Source organism: Accumulibacter sp., assembly GCF_029255145.1.
In the GTDB taxonomy this organism is placed as follows: Bacteria; Pseudomonadota; Gammaproteobacteria; order Burkholderiales; family Rhodocyclaceae; genus Accumulibacter.
This window is the reverse complement of record NZ_JAPUVQ010000009.1, coordinates 1-19,590: the sequence shown is the minus strand read 5'-3', so window position 1 is coordinate 19,590 and position 19,590 is coordinate 1. Positions and strand designations below refer to the sequence as shown.

Annotated in this window: 17 protein-coding genes; 12 read left to right on the top strand and 5 right to left on the bottom strand. The window is 68.3% G+C overall.

Annotation, left to right across the window (positions count from 1 at the left end):
- The first annotated feature begins 4 nt into the window (after positions 1-4).
- Complete coding sequence (locus tag Q1L50_RS00805; RefSeq protein WP_300335205.1) at positions 5-4,693, top strand: toll/interleukin-1 receptor domain-containing protein; 4,689 nt, start codon at positions 5-7, stop codon at positions 4,691-4,693.
- A gap of 129 nt (positions 4,694-4,822) precedes the next feature.
- Here Q1L50_RS00805 and Q1L50_RS00800 read toward each other — a convergent pair whose 3' ends face one another.
- Both Q1L50_RS00800 and Q1L50_RS00795 read right to left on the bottom strand, forming a co-directional pair.
- The gene (locus tag Q1L50_RS00800; RefSeq protein WP_300335204.1) at positions 4,823-5,425 is read right to left on the bottom strand and encodes a response regulator; all 603 of its coding nucleotides are present in this window, start codon (positions 5,423-5,425) and stop codon (positions 4,823-4,825) included.
- Positions 5,418-6,995, bottom strand: coding sequence for an ATP-binding protein (locus Q1L50_RS00795; protein WP_300335203.1), 1,578 nt, complete (start codon positions 6,993-6,995; stop codon positions 5,418-5,420). The genes Q1L50_RS00800 and Q1L50_RS00795 overlap by 8 nt, the downstream gene beginning before the upstream one ends.
- 266 nt (positions 6,996-7,261) lie before the next feature.
- Here Q1L50_RS00795 and Q1L50_RS00790 point away from each other — a divergent pair, with 266 nt between their 5' ends.
- The 11 genes from Q1L50_RS00790 (at position 7,262) to Q1L50_RS00740 (ending at position 15,240) form a co-directional block, all read left to right on the top strand.
- Positions 7,262-7,741, top strand: coding sequence for a Na+/H+ antiporter subunit E (locus Q1L50_RS00790; protein WP_300335202.1), 480 nt, complete (start codon positions 7,262-7,264; stop codon positions 7,739-7,741).
- Positions 7,741-8,028, top strand: a complete 288-nt coding sequence (locus Q1L50_RS00785) for a monovalent cation/H+ antiporter complex subunit F (protein ID WP_300335201.1) — start codon at positions 7,741-7,743, stop codon at positions 8,026-8,028. The genes Q1L50_RS00790 and Q1L50_RS00785 overlap by 1 nt, the downstream gene beginning before the upstream one ends.
- Positions 8,025-8,429: a monovalent cation/H(+) antiporter subunit G gene (gene mnhG / locus Q1L50_RS00780; protein WP_366145196.1), complete on the top strand. Its 405-nt coding sequence runs from the start codon at positions 8,025-8,027 to the stop codon at positions 8,427-8,429. The genes Q1L50_RS00785 and mnhG overlap by 4 nt, the downstream gene beginning before the upstream one ends.
- A 23-nt stretch (positions 8,430-8,452) precedes the next feature.
- Entirely contained in the window at positions 8,453-8,959 is a 507-nt protein-coding gene (locus tag Q1L50_RS00775) for a DUF4040 domain-containing protein (protein WP_300335200.1), read from the top strand.
- Positions 8,956-9,378, top strand: a complete 423-nt coding sequence (locus Q1L50_RS00770; RefSeq protein ID WP_300335199.1) for a Na(+)/H(+) antiporter subunit B — start codon at positions 8,956-8,958, stop codon at positions 9,376-9,378. The genes Q1L50_RS00775 and Q1L50_RS00770 overlap by 4 nt, the downstream gene beginning before the upstream one ends.
- Positions 9,378-9,767: a cation:proton antiporter subunit C gene (locus tag Q1L50_RS00765; RefSeq protein WP_300335198.1), complete on the top strand. Its 390-nt coding sequence runs from the start codon at positions 9,378-9,380 to the stop codon at positions 9,765-9,767. The genes Q1L50_RS00770 and Q1L50_RS00765 overlap by 1 nt, the downstream gene beginning before the upstream one ends.
- A complete protein-coding gene (locus tag Q1L50_RS00760) occupies positions 9,764-11,248 on the top strand; it encodes a monovalent cation/H+ antiporter subunit D family protein (protein ID WP_300335196.1) in 1,485 nt (494 codons plus the stop codon). The genes Q1L50_RS00765 and Q1L50_RS00760 overlap by 4 nt, the downstream gene beginning before the upstream one ends.
- The gene (locus Q1L50_RS00755) at positions 11,245-12,714 is read left to right on the top strand and encodes a proton-conducting transporter membrane subunit (RefSeq protein WP_300335195.1); all 1,470 of its coding nucleotides are present in this window, start codon (positions 11,245-11,247) and stop codon (positions 12,712-12,714) included. The genes Q1L50_RS00760 and Q1L50_RS00755 overlap by 4 nt, the downstream gene beginning before the upstream one ends.
- Before the next feature lie 22 nt (positions 12,715-12,736).
- Complete coding sequence (locus Q1L50_RS00750) at positions 12,737-12,985, top strand: hypothetical protein (protein WP_300335193.1); 249 nt, start codon at positions 12,737-12,739, stop codon at positions 12,983-12,985.
- Positions 12,975-14,669 (top strand): Na(+)/H(+) antiporter subunit D, encoded by a 1,695-nt coding sequence (locus Q1L50_RS00745; protein ID WP_300335192.1) that lies wholly within the window; start codon positions 12,975-12,977, stop codon positions 14,667-14,669. The genes Q1L50_RS00750 and Q1L50_RS00745 overlap by 11 nt, the downstream gene beginning before the upstream one ends.
- Positions 14,670-14,730: 61 nt before the next feature.
- A complete protein-coding gene (locus Q1L50_RS00740) occupies positions 14,731-15,240 on the top strand; it encodes a universal stress protein (RefSeq protein ID WP_300335190.1) in 510 nt (169 codons plus the stop codon).
- A 379-nt stretch (positions 15,241-15,619) separates the two neighbouring features.
- Here Q1L50_RS00740 and Q1L50_RS00735 read toward each other — a convergent pair whose 3' ends face one another.
- The 3 genes from Q1L50_RS00735 to Q1L50_RS00725 form a co-directional block, all read right to left on the bottom strand.
- Entirely contained in the window at positions 15,620-16,264 is a 645-nt protein-coding gene (locus Q1L50_RS00735) for a hypothetical protein (protein ID WP_300335188.1), read from the bottom strand.
- 107 nt (positions 16,265-16,371) lie between these two features.
- Entirely contained in the window at positions 16,372-18,465 is a 2,094-nt protein-coding gene (locus tag Q1L50_RS00730) for a M1 family aminopeptidase (RefSeq protein ID WP_300335187.1), read from the bottom strand.
- The gene (locus tag Q1L50_RS00725) at positions 18,462-19,571 is read right to left on the bottom strand and encodes a ChaN family lipoprotein (RefSeq protein ID WP_300335219.1); all 1,110 of its coding nucleotides are present in this window, start codon (positions 19,569-19,571) and stop codon (positions 18,462-18,464) included. The genes Q1L50_RS00730 and Q1L50_RS00725 overlap by 4 nt, the downstream gene beginning before the upstream one ends.
- Positions 19,572-19,590: the final 19 nt, after the last annotated feature.

Below are 19,590 nucleotides of genomic sequence, written 5' to 3'. Positions count from 1 at the left end.
TCCGATGGCCGAGCCGCCGACTGACCTGTTCATCAGCTACCGCCGCAGCGACGCCGCCGGGCACGCACGGGCGCTGTACCGCGACCTCTGCCGGTGCTTCGAGAAGCAGCGGATCTTCTTCGATCGCGAGTCGATCGACGCCGGATCGGTTTTTCCCGAGCGACTGCGCCAGGGCGTCGAGGCGTGCCGGGTGCTGCTGGCGCTGATCGCGCCCGGCTGGCTGGAGGCGGCCAGCGCCAGCGGCCAGCGGCGGCTCGACAGCGACGACGATTTCGTCCGCCAGGAAATCGCCCTCGCGCTGCAACTCGGTCGCCAGGTGATCCCGGTCCTCTTCGACGACACGCCGATGCCCGAGGCGGACCGGCTGCCGCCGCCGCTGCGCGGGCTCGCCGCCTGCGACGCGCTGATGCTGCGCGGCAAGAACTTCGAGTACGAGGTGCAGCTCGACGAACTGCTCCGGCTGCTGGCTGCCGTCCCGGGGATGCCGGCGCCGCTGCCGCCGGCCGAGGGCGTGCTGGTCGGCGGCGGCCTCGACTTCGACGTCTATCGTGGCCGCCGCTATCTCCCGATCCGCTTGCGCGCGCCGCTGCGGGCGCTGTTCAAGCCGCTGATCGACGATCGCACGCGCGTTTTCGCCGGTCGCCGCGCGGTCATCGAAACGATCATGCACTTCGCCGCCGGCGAGCCGGGCGGCTACCTGGCGATTACCGCACCGCCGGGTTTCGGCAAGACGGCGCTGGTCGCCAACCTCGTCGCCGCCACCCCCGAGGCCTTTGCCTATCACTTCTTCGCGCCGGTCTACGGCGACGAGACGCTGACCGAGAAGCTCTTCCTGCAGAACGTCGTGCAGCAGATGGCCGCCTGGCATGGCCACGGCGCCGAGTTGCCCGAGGCGATCAATGAACTGCGCGCGCTGTACCAGGAGTTCGTCGATACGCCGCTCGATCACCAGCAGCTATTGCTGCTCGATGGCCTCGACGAGGTCACGCAGTGGCCGCTGGCGCCCTACCTGAGCCGGCGGCTAGCGGCCAATCTGCACCTGGTCGTCACCCTGCGCGACGTCGGCCAGGACTGGCGTGGCGAATACGCCCTGCCGGCCGATCAGCTCACCGTGCTGCCGCTCGGCGGCCTCGATAGCGACGACATCCGGGTGCTGTTCGCGGCGCTGGGCGCGGCCGGCGAACGGATCGCGTGCGACCCGGCGCTGATTGCGCACGTCGTCGCGCAGGCGGCCTACGAGAACGACCCGGCGCGCGGCGCCGACCCGTTCTACGTCCGCTTTCTCGCCGAGGACGTCGCCAACGGCGTCGTCGTGCCCGAGCAGATCGTCGACCAGCCGAAGGGGCTGGACGCTTATCTCGACCGCTGGTGGCGGCAGATCGTCCAGCTCGCCGGCGACGCGCCGCTGCGTGACCTGTTCGGCACGCTCGCCGCCGCCGTCGGACCGATCGCCCGCGCCGACCTCGAAGCGCTCAACGCCAGTCTGCGCGACGACTGGGCGGGCGACTTCTTCGAGCAGGTCCTGGCGCGCGTTCGACGGCTGGTACGCGACGACGGCGGCGGCCGCTACGGCCTGGCGCATCCGCGCCTGCGGCAGTACGTTGCCGACCCGCGACGGATCGGCAGGATCAACGATTACCGCGGCCGGCTGCTCGACTACTGCCGGCGCTGGCGCGAGCACCGCAGCCCTTACGCGCTGTCGTTTCTGGCCACGCACCTGGCCGAAGCCGGCCACCTCGACGAACTCTCGCGGCTGTTCTCGGGCCCATGGATCGCCGCCCAGTGGTCGGTACTGGGCAGCTGGGCGACGCTGATCGCCGACCTCGGCCGTGCCGCCAGCGTGCTGCTCGGCGCGCCGGCAGTCGATTACCCGCGCCTGCTGGCGCTGGTCGTCGCCCGCCAGACCGCGCGCGAGCTGATGCTCGGCTTCCCCGACGAGCTCTACCAGGCGTGGACCGCGCGCGGCGAGATCGAACGTACGCTGGCCTGCCTCGCTGCCCTCGGCAAGGCCGGCGGGCGCGCGATCGACCCGCTGCTGGCGGTCGCCGGCCGGCTGCTCGACGGACACCGGTCCGGCGCCGACGACCAGCACCTGCGCGCCGCGGCGCTGCTGCTGCAGGTGATCGATCAGTTGCCGCTGCAGCGGCGGGCCAACGAGCAGCAGCAGGTACTGGCGAAGCTGGCGGCTTTGCTGCCGGTCGAGCGCGGCCTGCCCGAGGCGCAGCGCGCAGCGCTGATCCGGCAGACGACCGATTTTGCCGAACACGCCGACGACCCGGTGCTGCGCGCGGCCGGCCTCGCCGCCATCGCCAGCGCCCTGCGCGCCTCGCCGCCCGACCGTGAGCAGGCACAGGCGCTGCTCGACCGGGCGCGGGCGGCGCTGCCGGGCATCGACTCGGTCGCCGACCGGGCTTTCGTCGTCGCCAGCCTGCTGCCAGCGCTGCAGAGCCTGGCGCCGGACGAGGTCCTGCCGGAGCTGGCCGACCTTGCCGGCCACGGTTCGGCGCTGCTCGAGCACGGGTCGCTGGGCAAGACCCCCCTGATCACGCTGCTGCGCCGCTGGCGGCCCGCCGCGTGCGCGCCGCCACAGGACGCCGTCGCGCTGTTGGGCCGCTTCGCCGAACTCTACCTGGACCAGTCGATCGGCGATTACGCCGGCGTCGCGCTGTCGGAGATCGTCCCGGATCTGTGCCGGCTGGGAGAAAAGGAGCGGGCGCTGGCGCTGATCGAACGCTGCTGGCAGCGCGACGCCGTCGAGGGCGCGCGCATCGTCAGCTACGCCGCCGCCGAACTGCGTGCGTTCTTTCCTGGGGAACTGCCCGGGTGGCTGGCCGCCGCCGGCTCGCTGACCGATGCTTCCCACCACGACCTGGCGATCAATCGCCAGATCTTCACCGCGACGCTGGCTGACGCGCTGGCGGCAAGCGGCGACTGGCCGGGCGCGCTCGATCTCGCGGCGACGCTGACCGGCAGCGAGCGGATCGACGCCCTGATCGGCCTGCTGCGCCGGACGGGTGCCGCCTTCGCCGCCGACCTGCCGGCGCGCGACGCGATGCGCGCGCGAATCATGGCCATGACCCGCGACGGCGACGTGCCGGCGGACGCCGGGGACCTGGCCCGGCTTGGCGCCACCGCCGCGCCGCTGCTGGGCGTTGCCGGCGGCGCCGAGCTGGCCCGGGCGACTTCACTATGCCTCGCGCAGATGCCCGAAGGCGACGACGACGACCTGCGCCGCCTGCTGGCCCTGTCGCTGTACGAGGACGGGGCGAGCGAACAGGCGCTGGCGCAGCTGCGGGCGATGACCTGGGTCAGCAACTTCGCCGAGAGCATGGTGTTGGTGCTCGAAGCGCAGCCCGCTGATGCCGCCCGGCGCGACGTCTGGGTGCAGGCGCTGGTCGACGAACTGGAGCAACGGCAGGGCGCCAGCCTCTACGGCGACGCGCTGCGCGCCGTCGCGCCGCTGCTCCGCACGCTGGCCCGGCAGGGCGAGCCGGCCGCCGCTCGCCTGGGGCAGTTCGTCGGCCAGCGGCTCGGCGAGTTGCGGGTCGACGAGCAGATCGACATCCTGGCCACGCTCTCGGCGAGTCTCTGCCACAGCGACGTCGAGCAGGCGGCAATCCAGTACCAGCGGCTGCTGGAGTGGTTCGATGCGCTTGGCGGCCACGGCTACGCGATCAGCGCCAGGGCCTTCGCCGGGGTGATCGCGCAGCTGGCCGAGGTCGCCGACGCGCTCGGCGACCGCCTGCCACCGCTGGCCGACAGGCTGCGCGCCCTGGCCGGCCGTTTTGCCGACGCGCACGACGCGATCGTCGTGCGCGGCGCGCTGTGCCTGCTCGACGGCGCGCAGGGCTGCCAGGCCGGTCGCGCGGCCCTCGAAGCGTTGCTGCCGGCGGTTGCCGCGCGGGCCGACACCAGGCCGCAGGCGCTGTACATCAGCCGGATGGTCGCCGACATCGTCGGCCGCCAGGCCGGCAGCAACGAACCGCAGGCGAGGGCGGCGACGGCGCTGGCCGAAGCAGTCGTCCGCTACGCCCGGCATTGCCCGGCCGAGGCGGCAGGGCTGGTCGCCGCCTGCCTCGAACAGGCGCTGGCGATCGTCAACGACGGCGACCGCGCGCAGGCGCTGATCGACATCTGTGGCACTTTGCAGGGCGGCCCGGCCGGCTGGCCGCCGCTGCTCGAGGCCACGCTATCGACGGCGCTGGCGGGCGTACGCCTTGACGACCCGGAGCTGCGGCGAGCGGTTTTCGCTGCCGGCGTCGGCGTGCTGTGCGCCGCTGACGACCCCGACGCCGCCGAGCGCCTCGCCCGCCGGACGACCGAAGCGTCGCTGCTCGACGAACTGCTGGCGCAGGTCGCCGGCGAGCGCGAACGGCTGACCCTCGGCGAGCTGTCGCTGTTCGAGCGCGCCTTCGTCGCCATCGGCAACGGCCAGCTCGCCAACGCCGTCCTGCACTCGGTCAAGGTCGAGAACGACAGTGCCAACATCCTCCGGTTGCTGGCCGAGGCGCTGCTTGCGGAGCAGTGGGGCGGCGAGCGCGAGCGCTTGCTGGCGGAGTTTCTGCCGCAGTTCGCGGCGCCACTGCGGGCGCTGCACGGGAGCAGCGAGATCGCGCGCCTGATCGCCGAGATCGAAGCCGTCGACAGCGCCTTCATCGAGGCGGCGCGGATTGTCGGCGAGGGTCGCGGCTAGTTGCCGGCGCCCTGTCCGGTGAGGCGAGCGGGTTCCTGCGCGGACAACTGCCCGACCGCGACGCTGCCGGCACGAGCCGGTGCCTTGAGCACCGGCGCTGACGTCACGCCGGCGCCGGCGAAGCGCCGTTCAGCGCTCGCCCAGGCTGTACCGCACCAGCTGCGCGACCCCATCGACGTTCAGCTTCTGCATCACCCGCGCTTTATGCACTTCGACGGTACGCGGACTGATCCCCAGTTCGTCGGCGATGTCGCGGTTGTGGCCGCCGCGGACGATCAGTTCCATGACTTCGCGTTCGCGCGGCGTCAGGGTCGCCAGCAGTCCGGCGAAGTGGCTGCGCTGCTCACGCCGCTGACTGCTGCTCTGGTACTTCGCGAAGGCTTCGTCGATCGCCACCATCAGCTTGGCCTGATCGAGCGGCTTTTCGAGGAAGTCAACCGCCTGCGCCTTGAACGCAGCGCGTGCCGATTCGACGTCGCCATGCCCGGTGATGACGATCACCGGCAGGCTGCAAGCAGCTTCGAGCAGGCGCCGCTGCAGGGCAAGGCCGTCCATGCCGGGCATTCGGATGTCGAGCAGAACGCAGCCACGCCAATCCGGTGACAAGGCCTGGAGAAAGTTCTCGGCATCGGCGAAGATCGCCGTGCGATAGCCGCGCAGGCCGAGCAGCAGGCCAAGCGAATCGCGCACGGAGGCGTCGTCGTCGACGATGAACACGCTCAGGTCAGACACCTGAAGGACTCCCTTCGAAAGGCAGCAGGAGCCGGAAAACGCCGCGATCGCCAACCTCCGCCCAGAGATTGCCACCATGCGCCTCGGCAATCGCGCCGCTGATGGCCAGGCCCAGCCCGAGGCCGCTCGACTTGGTGGAATTGAAGGGCTCGAAAAGGCGTGCTGCAGCGCTGGCGCTCAAGCCGCTGCCGCTGTCTTCGACGCTGATGCAGATGCGGTCGTGACCTTCCGGCAGAGCCGAGACGCTTACCGTGCGCGCACCTGCCGGCCGCTCGGCGACGGCGCCGAAGGCGTTGGCAAGCAGATTGCGGAGCACCACTTCGAGCTGTGGGCGATCTGCCAGCAGGACGCCTTCCGGCATCGGCCCGACGGTGAGCGCGACGCCGGTCCTGGCCGCCTGGTCGGCGAACGGAGCCGCCGCCACGGCCAGCAGCTCGTCCAGGGCAACCGGCTCCAGGCGGGTGGTGCCAGTGCGGAAGAAATCGCGCAGCCGGCGCACGACCTCGGCGGCGCGATACGATTCGGCGACCATCAGCTTGATGGTCGCCTTCAGGCGATCACCTGTTTCGCCGCGCGCGAGCAACTCCTCGCAAGCCGAGCCATAAGCCGAGAGCGCGGTGATCGGCTGATTCAGCTCGTGCGCCAGGGCACCGGCCATCTCGCCGGCAGCGGCGAGGCGCAGCGTGTGACGCAGTTCGGCGCTGATCCGCTGCTGCTCGTCGACCACCACGCCGACGAAGAAACCGGCGAGGACCAGCACCACCGTCACCACCTGGATCTCCAGGATGCTGACCGCGGAGAATTCCTGCAGATGCACGACGAGGATGATGCCGACCTGGATCACGGCCGCACTGAGCACCGCCCCGGCCAGGCCTTCGCGTGCCGCGGCCCAGATGATCGGCAGGAAAAGAAGGTAGAAATACTTGAACTCCGATTCCGCGCCAAGGCCGAAGACCGCCCACAGGGCAGCCGCCGCAGCCAGGAGATAGCCGGGGGTGTCCGGTCGCGTGACGGAGGCCAGCAGCTGCACCCGGCCGCGCTCGTCGAGCAACATCCAGAGCAGCGGCATCGACACCAGGATCCCGACGCCGTCGCCGATCCAGTAGCGGCCAGCCGCCTCCAGCCAGCCCGCCGCCGGAACCAGGTCGAGCCCGACCAGCGAAAGGACGAAGAACAGGCTGGTCAACAGCGTGCCGGCGACGACGATCCCCGACCACTGCAGCATGCCGGAGCGATCGGAGAAAATCCCGAGGCCGCCGATTCGTCGCCTGAGGACACCGCCGATCGCACCATAACCGAGCGCCAGCATGACCGCGATGGCGATCGATGCCGGCAGCGCGGCAGGCAGGCTGCGGACCCAGATCTCGGCCAGCAGTACCGCCACGGCGAGCGGCACGGCTGCCTTCCAGCCGTAGCGCAGCATGAAGACCAGAGCCAGCGCGGGCGCCGGATTCCAGGGCGTGATGTAGAGACCGTGCAGCGGATGGAAGAAGCTCAGCCAGTCGAGCGCCACGTAGCCCACGATCAACAGCAGGGCGTCGGCCCAGCGCAGTCGGCTTGCGGTAGTCATCGCTTCCCTCAACTCGATTCACTCCAGCGAAGATCGATTGTGCACCAGTACGGCGTCCGGCGTAAGTCGTCCGGCTCCCTACGTGAAACCCCTATCCGGGTGCTGAAAACCCCCCTCTGTCAGCGCTGCGCCGGGCCGCCGGATGCGCGGCACGCGTACGTTGCTGCCCGAATTTTCAAGGCCTTCCTGTCGGCCTAAGATCGACTCGTCAAGCAGGCGCCTTCTACCGACGGCGTGTCGCTCGATGGTCGTGATGGAGGCTGCCCGTGTTCTACTCGCTGAGTGCCTTGCTGACGCTGTTCACCTTCTGGCTGCTGCTTTCCGGCAGCCTGGCGCCTTTTCTGGTCGCCGCCGGAGCCGCCGGGGCCCTGGCCGTGCTGCTGGTCGCGCGGCGCATGGACATCATCGACCGGAACGGCCGGCGAGTGCGCATCGGCGCGCTTGCGCTGTGCTCGTACTGGCTGTGGCTGATCCGCCAGATCGTCATCTCGGCGTGCGACGTCAGCCGGCGCATTGTCGATCCTCGGCTGCCGATAGCGCCGACGCTGGCGCGCTTCAAACCCTTGCAGACGACCGAAATGGGCCTCGTCATTCATGCCAACTCGATCACCTTGACGCCGGGAACGATCACCGTCGAAGTTGACCGGGACGAAATGCTGGTACATGCCCTGAGTGCGGCCGGCGCCGTCGGCCTGGCCGGCAGCGAGATGGACCGCCGCGTCGCCGCGCTCGAGCGGTCGGCCTGATGTTCGCGGTCACCACTCTGGCCTTGCTGATCACGGTCAGCCTGACGCTGGCGCGCGCGGTGCTCGGCCCGACTGTCTTCGACCGGCTGCTGGCGAGCAACACCATCGGCACCTGCACCGTGCTGCTGCTGGCGGTGATCGGCTTCCTGGCCGGCCGGCCGGAGTTCCTCGACCTGGCGCTGGTGTACGGCCTGCTCAACCTGGTCGGCACCGTCGCCGTGCTGAAGTTCTTCCACGACGGCAAGCCGGGCGACCATCGGCGCGATGAGGGAGCGGTGCGGCAGTGAGCGATCTGCTGATCGACCTTTCGAGCTGGGCGTGCCTGCTGACCGGCGGTCTGTTCTGCGCCATCGGCGCGCTCGGCCTGCTGCGTTTTCCCGACTTCTACACCCGCATGCACGCGGCCAGCGTCACCGACACCGTCGGCGCAGCGCTGATCCTGCTCGGGCTGATCCTGCAGGCGGGAGTCACGCTGGTCGCTGCCAAACTGGTAATGATCGGGCTCCTGCTGTACTTCACCGGCCCGGTCGCCGGCCATGCGCTGGCCAAGGCGGCGATGAAACGCGGCCTGCTGCCGTTGCTGGCTGATGCCGCCCCCTCTTCGTCGCCCGCCCCGACCTCGCCCCTGGCCGCTGCCATCCAGCACGCCGCGTCACCCGGCACGGAGGACGCGCCATCGAAACCCTGATCGTCAACGTTCTGCTCACCCAGATGATGATTGCCGTGGTGGCGCTGGCACGCGTCCGCAACCTGTTCGCGGTGATCGTCCTCTTTGGCCTGTACAGCTTCCTCACGGCGACCGTGATGGTCGCGCTCGACGCCGTCGATGTGGCGATGACCGAAGCCGCCGTTGGCGCCGGCATTTCCACCGTCCTGCTGCTCGCCGCGCTGCGTCTTTGTCACAGCGAGGAAGAGAAGCCGGTGCATAAGCCCTGGCTGCCGCTGGCGGTCACCATCGGCACCGGGCTGGTGCTGATCTATGGCACCTGGGACCTGCCGCCCTTCTCGGATCCGGAGGCGCCGATCCATACGCACGTGGCGCCGCGCTACCTGGAAGACGGCCCACGCGAAACCGGCGTTCCCAACGTCGTGACCGCCGTTCTCGCCAGCTACCGCGGCTTCGACACGCTCGGCGAGACGACGGTGGTGTTCACCGCCGCGATCGGCGTCATCGCGCTGCTTGGCCGCCGCCGGCACGTCAGGAGGGGCAAGCAGTGAAGAACGACATGATCCTGCGGGTGGTCGGCAAACTGTTCATCCCGTTCATCCTGCTGTTCGCTCTCTACGTCCAGTTCCACGGCGACTTCGGACCCGGCGGTGGCTTTCAGGCGGGCGCCATTGTTGCCGCGGCGATGGTGTTCTACGCCATGATCTACGGACTGAGCACGGCGCGCCGGGTGCTCCCCGACTGGCTGGTCGAGTCGATGATCGCCGCCGGCCTGCTGCTCTATCTGGGCGTCGGCTTTGCCGGCCTGTATGCCGGGGGCAACTTTCTCGACTACTTCGTCCTCGATGCCGACCCGGTCGAAGGTCAGCATCGAGGGATTTTCTGGATCGAGCTGGGGGTGGCGATCACGGTCTGCGGCGTGCTGCTGAAGATCTACTACCTGTTCGCCCAGCGCGGTCAGGACCGGTGATGAACTTCTTCAGCCATTACGACTACTGGGTGATGCTCTTCCTGGCGATGAGCGGGCTGTTCATCGTCATTGCCCGCGGCAACCTGATCAAGAAGCTGGTCGGGCTGGCGATCCTGCAGACCTCGGTGTATCTGCTCTACCTGGCGCCCGGCAAGATCGTCGGCGGCACGGCACCGATCGTCGATGCCGCGTTCACCGTGTACTCCAACCCGCTGCCACAGGTCCTGATCCTGACGGCAATCGTCGTCGGCGTGGCCACTCTGGCTCTCGGGCTGGCGCTGGTGGTGCGCATCCGCGAGGAGTACGGCACCATCGAGGAAGACGAGATCCTGCGCCTCGATGCCGATCCGGCCGACCCGCTGTCCGGACCGCCGGAGGCGCAACGATGAACGTCGCGGAACATCTCCCGGCGCTGCAGATCGTCCTGCCGCTGGCCAGCGCTCCGCTGGCGGTACTACTGCGCGACCGCCTGGCAGCCTTCGTGCTGGTCCTGGCGGCGACCTGGGCTGCGTTCGCGATCAGCATCCTGCTGTGGCTGCAGGTCGGCGAGACCGGGCCGATGTCCTACGCCATCGGCAGCTGGCCGCCGCCCTGGGGCATCGAGTACCGCGTCGACGCGCTCTCCTCGCTGTTGCTGATGCTGGTCTCGGGCATTGCGGCGGTGGTTCTGCCCTACAGCCGCAGCAGTATCGAGCGCGAGATTCGCCCGGAGAAGCACACGCTGTTCTACGCCCTGTTCGCCCTGTGCCTGAGCGGCCTGCTCGGCATCACGATCACCGGCGACGCTTTCAACCTGTTCGTTTTCCTGGAAATCTCCTCGCTCTCGTCGTACGCGCTGATCGCGCTCGGCAAGGACCGCCGCTCGCTGGCGGCTTCATACCAGTACCTGATCATGGGCACCATCGGCGCCACCTTCATCGTCATCGGCGTCGGCCTGCTCTATCTCAAGACCGGCACCCTCAATCTGGCCGACCTGGGGGTCCGTCTGCAGGCGATGACCAGCCACCGGCCGGTACTCGCGGCGCTGGCCTTTCTCACCGTCGGCATCTCGCTGAAGCTGGCGATGTTCCCGCTGCACCAGTGGCTGCCCAACGCCTATGCCTACGCGCCGTCGGCGGTATCGGCCTTCCTCGCCGCCACCGCCACCAAGGTTTCGGTGTATGCGCTGCTGCGCTTCTACTTCTCGGTGTTCGGGGAAACGGCCATCTTCCAGCGGCTGCCGATGGAAGATCTGATGCTGGTACTGGCGCTGGCCGGGATGTTCGTCGCCTCGACGGTGGCCATCTTCCAGGACAACCTGAAGCGGCTGTTCGCCTACTCCAGCGTCGCCCAGATTGGCTACATCGTCCTCGGTATCTCCTTCGACTCGGTGACCGGGCTGACCGCCACGATCGTGCACCTGGTCAACCACGCGGTCACCAAGGGCGGCCTGTTCCTGCTGCTCGGAGCGGTCATCGCCGGCATCGGTGGGGTCACCCTGGCGCGCGCGCATGGTCTCGCACGGGTCATGCCGCTGACCAGTTTCGGCATCGTCCTGTGCGGATTGAGCCTGATCGGCGTGCCTGGCACAGCCGGCTTCGTCAGCAAGTGGTACCTGATCCTGGCAGCGCTCGAAAAGGGCCAGTGGTGGCTGGTGTTCCTGATCGTGCTGTCGTCGCTGCTGGCTGTCGCCTACGTCTGGCGCTTCGTCGAGGCGGCCTACTTCCGGGCGCCGCGCGCCGACCTCGCGGGGGTCCGTGAGGCGCCGCTGGCGCTGGCGATTCCGGCCTGGATCCTGGTCGGCGCAACGCTCTGGTTCGGCGTCGATACCTCGCTGACGGTCGGCTCGGCCAGCCGCGCGGCGGCTCAGTTGCTCGGAGTAGCGCCATGATCGCCGGCGAAGCGCTGGTCCTCGCCGCCTTCGCGCTACCGGCTGTCGGCAGCGTGGCGATTGCCCTCTGCGGCCGCCGCCCGCAGCTGCGCGAGACGGCGACGCTGGCCACCGCGGTCCTGCTGCTGTGGTGCACGCTGTCACTGCTGCCGACGGTCCTGGCAGGCGGGCGGCCCGGCGTGCGCTTGTTCGAGCTGCTGCCCGGACTGGCGATCGCTTTCTCGGTCGAGCCACTGGGCATGCTTTTCGCCCTCGTCGCCTCCGCTCTGTGGATCGTGAACTCGCTGTACTCGATTGGCTACATGCGCGGCAACCGCGAAGAACATCAGACGCGCTTCTACGTCTGCTTCGCGCTGGCGATCGCCGCCGCGATCGGCATCGCCTTCGCCGCCAATGTGTTCACCCTGTTCGTCTTCTACGAGTTGCTGACGCTGATCACCTACCCGCTGGTCACCCACCACGGCACCGACAAGGCCAAGGCGGGCGGGCGAATCTACCTGGGCCTGCTGATCGGCACCTCGATGCTCTTCCTGCTGCCGGCACTGGTGTTCACCTGGCACGTCGCCGGCACCACCGACTTCACCCCGGGGGGAATTCTGCAGGGTCGGCTGTCCGGCTTTGCCCTCGGCGGGTTGCTGGCGCTGTACATGTTCGGTATCGGCAAGGCGGCGTTGATGCCCTTCCACCGCTGGCTACCGGGGGCGATGGTGGCGCCGACACCGGTCTCGGCGCTGCTGCACGCGGTGGCGGTGGTGAAGGCGGGTGTATTCAGCGTCCTGAAGGTGATCATCTATGTCTTCGGCACCGAAACGCTGGCCACGGAAGCGAGTACCGACTGGCTGGTGGTGGTGGCCGGGTTTACCATCGTCGCCGCCTCGGTGGTCGCGCTCAAAGCCGACAACCTGAAACGGCGGCTGGCCTATTCGACGATCAGCCAGCTCTCCTACGTGCTGCTCGCCGCGGCGATCCTGGCGCCGCTGTCGGTGATCGGCGCGGCGCTGCATATCGTTACCCATGCGGTTGGCAAGATTACGCTGTTCTTCGCTGCCGGCGCCATCTACACCGCCGCCCACAAGACCGAAGTCAGCCAGCTCGACGGCATCGGCCGGCGCATGCCGTGGACCATGTCGGCGTTCACCATCGGCGCGCTGTCACTGATTGGCATCCCTCCCGCCGCAGGCTTCATCAGCAAGTGGTTCATCATGTCCGGCGCCGCGGCGGGCGGTCATTTCGCCGCGCTGGCGGTACTGATCGTCAGCACGCTGCTCAATGCGGCCTACTTTCTGCCCATTGTTTACGCTGCCTTCTTCCGGCCGCTGCCGGCCGGCGATGAACGGCAGCCGCACGGCGAGGCGCCGCTGTCCATGGTCATCGCGCTGATGCTGACCAGCACCGCGACGCTTTCCCTGTTTCTTTTCTCATCGCCGCTGCTGCAGCTCGCCGAGCAGCTGGTGGCGCCGAAGTAACCATAGGCGGAGGCCGACGACCATGTCAGGACCACGAGAATACTGGCTGGACCGCAGCGAGAACGTGAGCAAGATCTATCGGGGCCTGTGGCTGTTCGGGCTGGCGCTGCTCGCCGTCGATCTGGCGCTGCACAAGCACGAGGACTTCGCTTTCGCGGCCTGGTTTGGTTTCTACTGTCTCTTCGGATTCTTCGCCTGCGTCGTGCTGGTGCTGGTCGCCAAGCGTCTGCGCGGCGTGCTGATGCGCGCCGAGGACTACTATGAGCGCTGACTTCCCGGTCGCGCTGGTCTTTCTGCTCGGCGCCGTCGTCGTGCCGCTGCTGCACGGCAGGCTGCGCACGGCCTGGATGCTGCTGCTGCCGGTGGCGGCATTCGCTTGTCTGCTGACGCTGCCGCTCGGCGAGTCGGGCCAGGTCGAGCTGCTCGGTCAGACGCTGGTCCTGATGCGTGTCGACCGCCTGAGCCTGCTTTTCGGATACGTCTTTGTCCTGGCGTCGCTGCTCAACGTCATTTACGCCCTGCACCTCAAGGACACCGTGCAGCACGTCGCCGGACTGGTCTATGCCGGCAGCTCGATTGGCGCGGTGTTCGCCGGCGATCTGATGACGCTCTTCATCCACTGGGAACTCACCGCCGTGTCGTCGGTGCTGCTGATCTGGGCTCAGCGTAGCGACAGCAGCTTCCGCACGGGCCTGCGCTATGTCCTGGTGCAGCTGCTTTCGGGCATGTTCCTGCTCGCCGGTGCGCTGCTGCACTGGCGTACCACGGGGTCGCTGGCTTTCGGCCAGATTGGTCTTTCAGGCCCGGCGGGAGTACTGATCCTGATCGCTTTCGGCATCAAGTGCGCCTTCCCGTTGTTGCACAACTGGCTGCAGGACGCCTATCCGGCGGCGACGCCAACCGGCGCCGTGATCCTCTCCGCGTTCACGACCAAGCTCGGCATCTACGCGCTGGCGCGCGCCTATCCCGGCACCGAGATGCTGATCTGGGTCGGTACCCTGATGGCGGCTTTCCCAATCTTCTATGCCGTGATCGAGAACGATCTGCGCCGGGTGCTCGCCTACAGCATGAACAACCAGCTCGGCTTCATGGTCGTGGGCATCGGCATCGGCAGCGAACTGGCGATCAACGGCGCGGTGGCGCATGCCTTTGCCGACATCCTGTTCAAGGGCCTGCTGTTCATGTCGATGGGAGCGGTGCTGCTGCGCACCGGCACGGTCAAAGGCAGCGAGCTGGGTGGGCTGTACAAGTCGATGCCCTGGACGACCGGCTTCTGCATGGTCGGCGCGGCGTCGATCTCGGCGTTCCCGCTGTTCAGCGGTTTCGTCACCAAGTCGATGATCATGTCCGCTGCCGCCGGCGAGGGGCTGCTGCTGACCTGGCTGGTGCTGTTGTTCGCGTCGGCCGGGGTCTTTCACCACGCCGGCATCAAGATCCCGTATTTCGCTTTCTTTGGCCACGACTCGGGGATTCGCTGCCAGGAAGCACCACGCAACATGCTGGTGGCGATGGCGATCGGCGCCGCACTGTGCATCGGCATCGGCGTTTTCCCGCAGGCCTTGTACGCCATTCTGCCGTATGCGGTGAGCTACCAGCCGTACAGCGCATCGCACGTGGTCGCCCAACTGCAGCTGCTGGTGTTTTCGGCGCTGGCTTTCGCGGTTCTCATGCGCACCGGCATCTACCCGCCCGAGCTGCGCTCGGTCAACCTCGACAGCGACTGGTTCTACCGCGTCCTGTTCGCCAGCTGGGCGCAGCGGGCTACCGACGCCCTGCAGCAAGCGCGGGCGACCTTCGGGCGCATGCTGCGAAGCACCGGCGGACGGCTATACGCGCGCATCCACCGTCACCACGGCCCCCAGGGCAGCCTGGCCCGCACCTGGCCCACGGGCAGCATGGCGCTCTGGGTAACGACGATGCTGCTGGCCTGGCTGGCTCTCTATTACCTGCCCTGATCATGAGCCCCGCGTCCATCGTGGACGGCTTGCGGATGGCCTGGAGATCAAAGGAGGCATCATGTGCAACTCCCTTGCCGATCAAACAGCCGGGCAGGGTGCAGGCGCCCGGCGCCTGCTGATTCCTGTCGACCCTAGCGAACGGTCACGCTGGGGCCTTCAGTACGCGATTCGTCTGCAGCGCAACGGCAAACCGGTGCAGGCCGTCTTGCTGTTCGTCTCCGAGCCGGTCACCGCCCCCGAGATATTGCGTTTTCGTACGCAGGTCGAAATTGCGCGCTTCCAGGCCAAATGCGGCGCCCTGATCCTGCACGATGCCGCGCAGCCGCTGGTCGCGGCAGGCGTCGCGTGCCGGGAGATCTACCGCCAAGGCGACATCGTTGGCGAGATCGGCGACGCCGCCGAACAACTCGGCTGCGACGAAATCGTGCTGCCGCTGCCACACGCCCGCATCGTCAAGCTGCTGGCGCGCGACGTGGTGCGAGAGGTGATCAAGCGAGCCAAGAGCGTCCCGGTGGTGACCACCGACGCCACCGGCGTCGCCGAGCGGGCTGGCGGCAACTGGCTGTAGGAGTTGCCGAAAGCGCTTTCCGGGGGAAACGACTCAGCGACGAGGACCTGTCGGCGAAAGTCGTCGCGACCATCGGCTACGGCCCACCCTTGCACCCACGCCCCCCGCTCGCGCTACCATCCGCGGCACTTCCCAAATCCATGTTTTCTACGCGGCCCGCTTTGCGCCCAGGGACCGGGCTCGTCCAACAAACGGTACCGATCGTGGCGGCGCACGATCTCAGCATATTCGTTGTGCGCCCGGGAGCAGAGAAGACGCGACGCGGTTCGTGCCGCCAATGGTGCTGAGGCCGTTGGCCGGGCTCGTCTTCACTTTGCGCCGTCGGCGGGCGTGCTGCCAAGCCCGCGGACGTCAAACGCCTGGATCGGCGAAGCGAAGATCAGGGCATCGTCATGCCGACGGTGAGCATCATGCCCGCGGCGCCAAAGACCACCAGCTCGGAACAGAAGCGGCTATAGCAGTAGCCGACCGCCGGCAGGATGGCCGGTGCGTAACCCGAATTGTTGAACGGAATCTTGTCCTGATACTCACCCCGATAGCCGTGGATCACACCGGCCGTAAGCTTCAGGTAGAGGGGTTGAACGTTCTCGACCGGCCGCCAGAGCAGGCCGCCGTAGGCGTACCACGTTGCCTGACCATAGGAGTTGTCGAAAGTCGCCGCGCCGACCAGCACCTGGCCAGCAAGCCAGCGCTTGTCGAGTCGCCATTCGGCGTTGGCCAGTGCCTGCGAATTGTCATGCTCGGAGTCGGGATGGAAGTGCACCGACGCGACGCTGGTCTGCAGATAGTAGCGGTCTGTGCGCCACGGTTCTGGTGCGTCCCAGCCCGGGACCGACGACGTCGAAGGAGCCGGAGCGCCCTGCGCGATGGCTGCGGGCGCGGCCAGCGCCAGCGTGGCGAAAACACTGCCCACCAGCGGCATCGCCCAGCGCCGCCAGCGCGCGCTGCGGTCTTGATTGCTGGCGAGAAGGGCGTTCGTCGGGGAAGTCTCGACGGGATGGAAACCGCGGGCAAGGGAGTTCATTTCGCGAGGGCCAAAGCGGAAAGGCGCAAAGATACCATGACCACCGGGTTTGTGTCAGGCTTCCCGGTGCCCGGGTGTCGACCACGGGTGGCCAGATGGGCGCCGGATCAACCGCCGGCATCCTTGCCGACAACCCTGCCCGGCCAGAGGTTTACCGGTACCGGCCGGTCGAGCATCGGCCAGACACCGCGCTCAAGCGCGCGGCTGCCATCGAAGACCAGCCAGCTCTGACTTCCGTAGTGCGGCAGCGGCCGCAGCAGCGCGCGCAGGGCGCTGGCGTCGCGCGCCGAAATCACCGCCAGTGGCGCGCCAGTCTTGCCGGCAAGCGTCCATAGCTGTGCCGTACCCCGATTGCCGGGGTCCGGCGGCCGCGGCGGCAGCTTCGCCGCCGCCAGCGCGGCATCGACATCGGCATGCACGCCGATCAGCAATACCGGTGTGGTCGCGGCGGGCAAGTCGCCCAGGGCGATTTCCCGTGGTGCCACCTCGAGGACGCGGCCGGCCAGTGCGGCCGCTGCTTCGCGCACCGCCGGGAGCGTCGACGCCTGCAGCAAGCGCGGTTCGCGAGCGACGATCCACTGGCGCAGGATCGGTGGCAATTGCCTGAGGTCGAGTGATCGCCAGAGTCGCAGGTCCGGATCGAGGAGAAGCGACTGCGGCAGGCGATCGACGGCCAGCGAGACGCTCTGCCGCAAACGGTCCACCTGGACGACATGCGCCTCTGAGCGACCCGCGGTGTTTACGCCGATTGGCAGACGCAGCGAATAGGCCGGCGCGCGCTGCGTCACCTCGATCTCCAGGCGGTAGCCGGCGCCGACCGCAGTGGCGCTGGCCTTGCTGATTCGCAGGTCGGGGGCGCCGTCGCGGGTCAACCACTGACTGAAAAAAACGGCCAATGATTTCCCCGATGCCTGCTCGAAGGCGCGCTGCAAATCGCTCCAGCTGGCCACCCGAAAACGCTGCTGCTGCCAGAAGACCCGCAGCCCACGCTGGAAGTCGGCTTCGCCGAGCTGGTCGCGAAGCATCAGGAAGACCATTGCCGCCTTACCGTAACCAACCGCCGCTGCCGCGCCGTGCGTTCGTGAGCGAAAAGAGATCAGCGTCTGCCGGCTGTCGGCCGGCAGCGCCGCGAAGTCACGCAACCAGCCGAGGCGCAGCGCGCGCGCGGCGTCGGCCGATTCGCGCTCCTTGTAGGCGTAATCGGCCATGAAGGTGGTCAGGCCTTCAGCCCAGTTGCCACTCGCGTAGTCGACGTAGACGCCGTTGCCCCACCAGTTGTGGACGATTTCATGGCCCAGCGAAGTGGCACGAATGAACGGCAGCTTGAGAACCTCGGCGCCGAGATAGGTCAGCGTCGGCATTCCGAAACCGGTCGGCAACGGGCTGGCGACCACCGAAAAGCCGCTGAACGGATAAGCGCCGATCTCCTTCGAATAGTGTGCGAGATAGCCGGCGGTGTCTTCCAGGTAGCTGTCGGCGAGGCCGGCGACCTGCTCCAACTCGGGCGTGAAGTAAGTTCGCAGGCGCAGCGGCTCGGCGCCGCTCCTGGCCATCATCCTCTCGCGAACGATCCATGGGCCGGCCATCAGGTCGATTCCGTCGGCGGGATTGGTGAACTCGAAGCTGGCGCGGTAGCGCCCCCCGGGCGCCGTCGGGACGTCCTCCTCCAGCAGCCGGCCGGCGACCAGCGCCCGTTGATCACCCGGTACGGTCAGCTTGACCCGGTAGCTGAACAGCTTGGCAGGCTGCGGATACCAGGCGCCACCGGACGGCAGGAAGCTGCCTTCGACGGCGGCCATCGGCGGCAGCCGGCGTAACACCTTGCGGTGATCGAGCCGCGGGTCCAGCTCTGGCAAGGTGCCCTGGTATTCGATGCGCAAGGCGGTGCTGCCGGCCGGTAGCACCGCCCGCCAGCCGCGCAAATCGCCCTCGCGCCCGGCGGCGGTGATCTTCACCGGGCGCCCGTTGGCGGACGCTGCCGTGATCTGCAGTGATTCGTGCAAGGCAAAGCGAAAGTTCGCCTGGTCGGGCGTCACGACGGCGAGCACGCCGAGACGGCGGCTGCCCGGTTCGAGAGCGACATCGAGCTCGACGTGCGCCGTCGCCGCCACGCCGGCCGCGGTCGCCGCCTGCGCGGCCAGGAGCAGCAGCATCAGCATCAGCGGCGACAGCAGCCGCCCGACGCGCCGCGTCGTGCTCATCGAGTGACCGGGAACTTGACGACCACTTCGATCGTGCTGCCGGCGCGTTCGATCTGCAGCGGCAGCCAGGTTCCGGGTGGCTGCTGCCGAATCGCCGGCAACAGCGCCGAGACGCCGGCCAGTGGCTGTCCGGCAACCGTCAGAATCCGGTCGCCCTTTTTCAGGCCGCTGTCCTCGGCCAGGCTCCCCTTGCTGACCTCGGCGATCAGCACCCGCCCGTCCTGATTTTCGAGGCTGACGCCGAGACGCGGCGGCTCGGCAACAGCCTGCGGCCGGGTCGGCACCGCGAAGACAGCGTCGGCGAGCCCGGGCCGTAGTTCGTCGCAATCGCCACCCGCGGCCATCGGCAACAGCACGCCGACCGACTGGATACCGAGATCGCGCAACTGCTGCGGCACGCCATGGCCGAATCGCAGATGGCCACTGCCGACGATGCCGACGACGAGGGGTTTGGCGCCAACGGCCGGCCGTGCCGCTTGACTGGCCAGCGTTTCGGCCATGGCGCGATCCCAGGCCAGCTGTGAATCGACAAAATTGGCGAACGCGGCATCGCCGGAAGCTCTCTTGCTGCTCCTGGCGGGCATCTCCGCGTGCTGACGATAGACCTCGTGCAGGAACTTCCGGTACGCCGCCGTCGCTGGCGCGGGCTGGCCGACGCCTTCGCGCTCGGCAGACGGTACGCCGTCCCAGCCCCGGGCGGCGATCTTGCGGGTCAGCTCCTGATCGATATTGAGCGCCAGCATCGGAATCCGGTTCAGCCGCGCGAACTGAAAGAGCGGCAGGTACAGCTCCGCTGGCTGGCTCCATACCGTGTTCCACTCCGACCGGGCCAGAAACTCCTTGACGCTCAGCTCGCCAGCCACCCAGCGGTCGAGCACCGCCTGCACGCGTCGGGGGAACATCTCGAAGCCGATGACCATCTCCGGCCGTTGCGCGTGCAAACCGGCGAGAACCTGCAGTTGCCAGAGGTGATGGTCGGCGTCGTGGGGGGGGGGCCCCCCCCCCCCCCCAACGACTGACCCCCCCCCCGGCCCCCAAACGCGGGGGGGGGCCCAAAGGGGTGGGCCAACAGGCCAAACACACCCACACGGGGGGGGGCGGCCCAAACCGGCGGGGGGGGGGGGG

Coding starts and splice junctions, on each gene's coding strand:
- Q1L50_RS00805 (WP_300335205.1), top strand. CDS start 5: ATGGCCGAGCCGCCGACTGACCTGTTCATCAGCTACCGCCGCAGCGAC.
- Q1L50_RS00795 (WP_300335203.1), bottom strand. CDS start 6,995: ATGACTACCGCAAGCCGACTGCGCTGGGCCGACGCCCTGCTGTTGATC.
- Q1L50_RS00785 (WP_300335201.1), top strand. CDS start 7,741: ATGTTCGCGGTCACCACTCTGGCCTTGCTGATCACGGTCAGCCTGACG.
- Q1L50_RS00775 (WP_300335200.1), top strand. CDS start 8,453: ATGATGATTGCCGTGGTGGCGCTGGCACGCGTCCGCAACCTGTTCGCG.
- Q1L50_RS00765 (WP_300335198.1), top strand. CDS start 9,378: ATGAACTTCTTCAGCCATTACGACTACTGGGTGATGCTCTTCCTGGCG.
- Q1L50_RS00760 (WP_300335196.1), top strand. CDS start 9,764: ATGAACGTCGCGGAACATCTCCCGGCGCTGCAGATCGTCCTGCCGCTG.
- Q1L50_RS00755 (WP_300335195.1), top strand. CDS start 11,245: ATGATCGCCGGCGAAGCGCTGGTCCTCGCCGCCTTCGCGCTACCGGCT.
- Q1L50_RS00750 (WP_300335193.1), top strand. CDS start 12,737: ATGTCAGGACCACGAGAATACTGGCTGGACCGCAGCGAGAACGTGAGC.
- Q1L50_RS00745 (WP_300335192.1), top strand. CDS start 12,975: ATGAGCGCTGACTTCCCGGTCGCGCTGGTCTTTCTGCTCGGCGCCGTC.
- Q1L50_RS00740 (WP_300335190.1), top strand. CDS start 14,731: ATGTGCAACTCCCTTGCCGATCAAACAGCCGGGCAGGGTGCAGGCGCC.
- Q1L50_RS00735 (WP_300335188.1), bottom strand. CDS start 16,264: ATGAACTCCCTTGCCCGCGGTTTCCATCCCGTCGAGACTTCCCCGACG.
- Q1L50_RS00730 (WP_300335187.1), bottom strand. CDS start 18,465: ATGAGCACGACGCGGCGCGTCGGGCGGCTGCTGTCGCCGCTGATGCTG.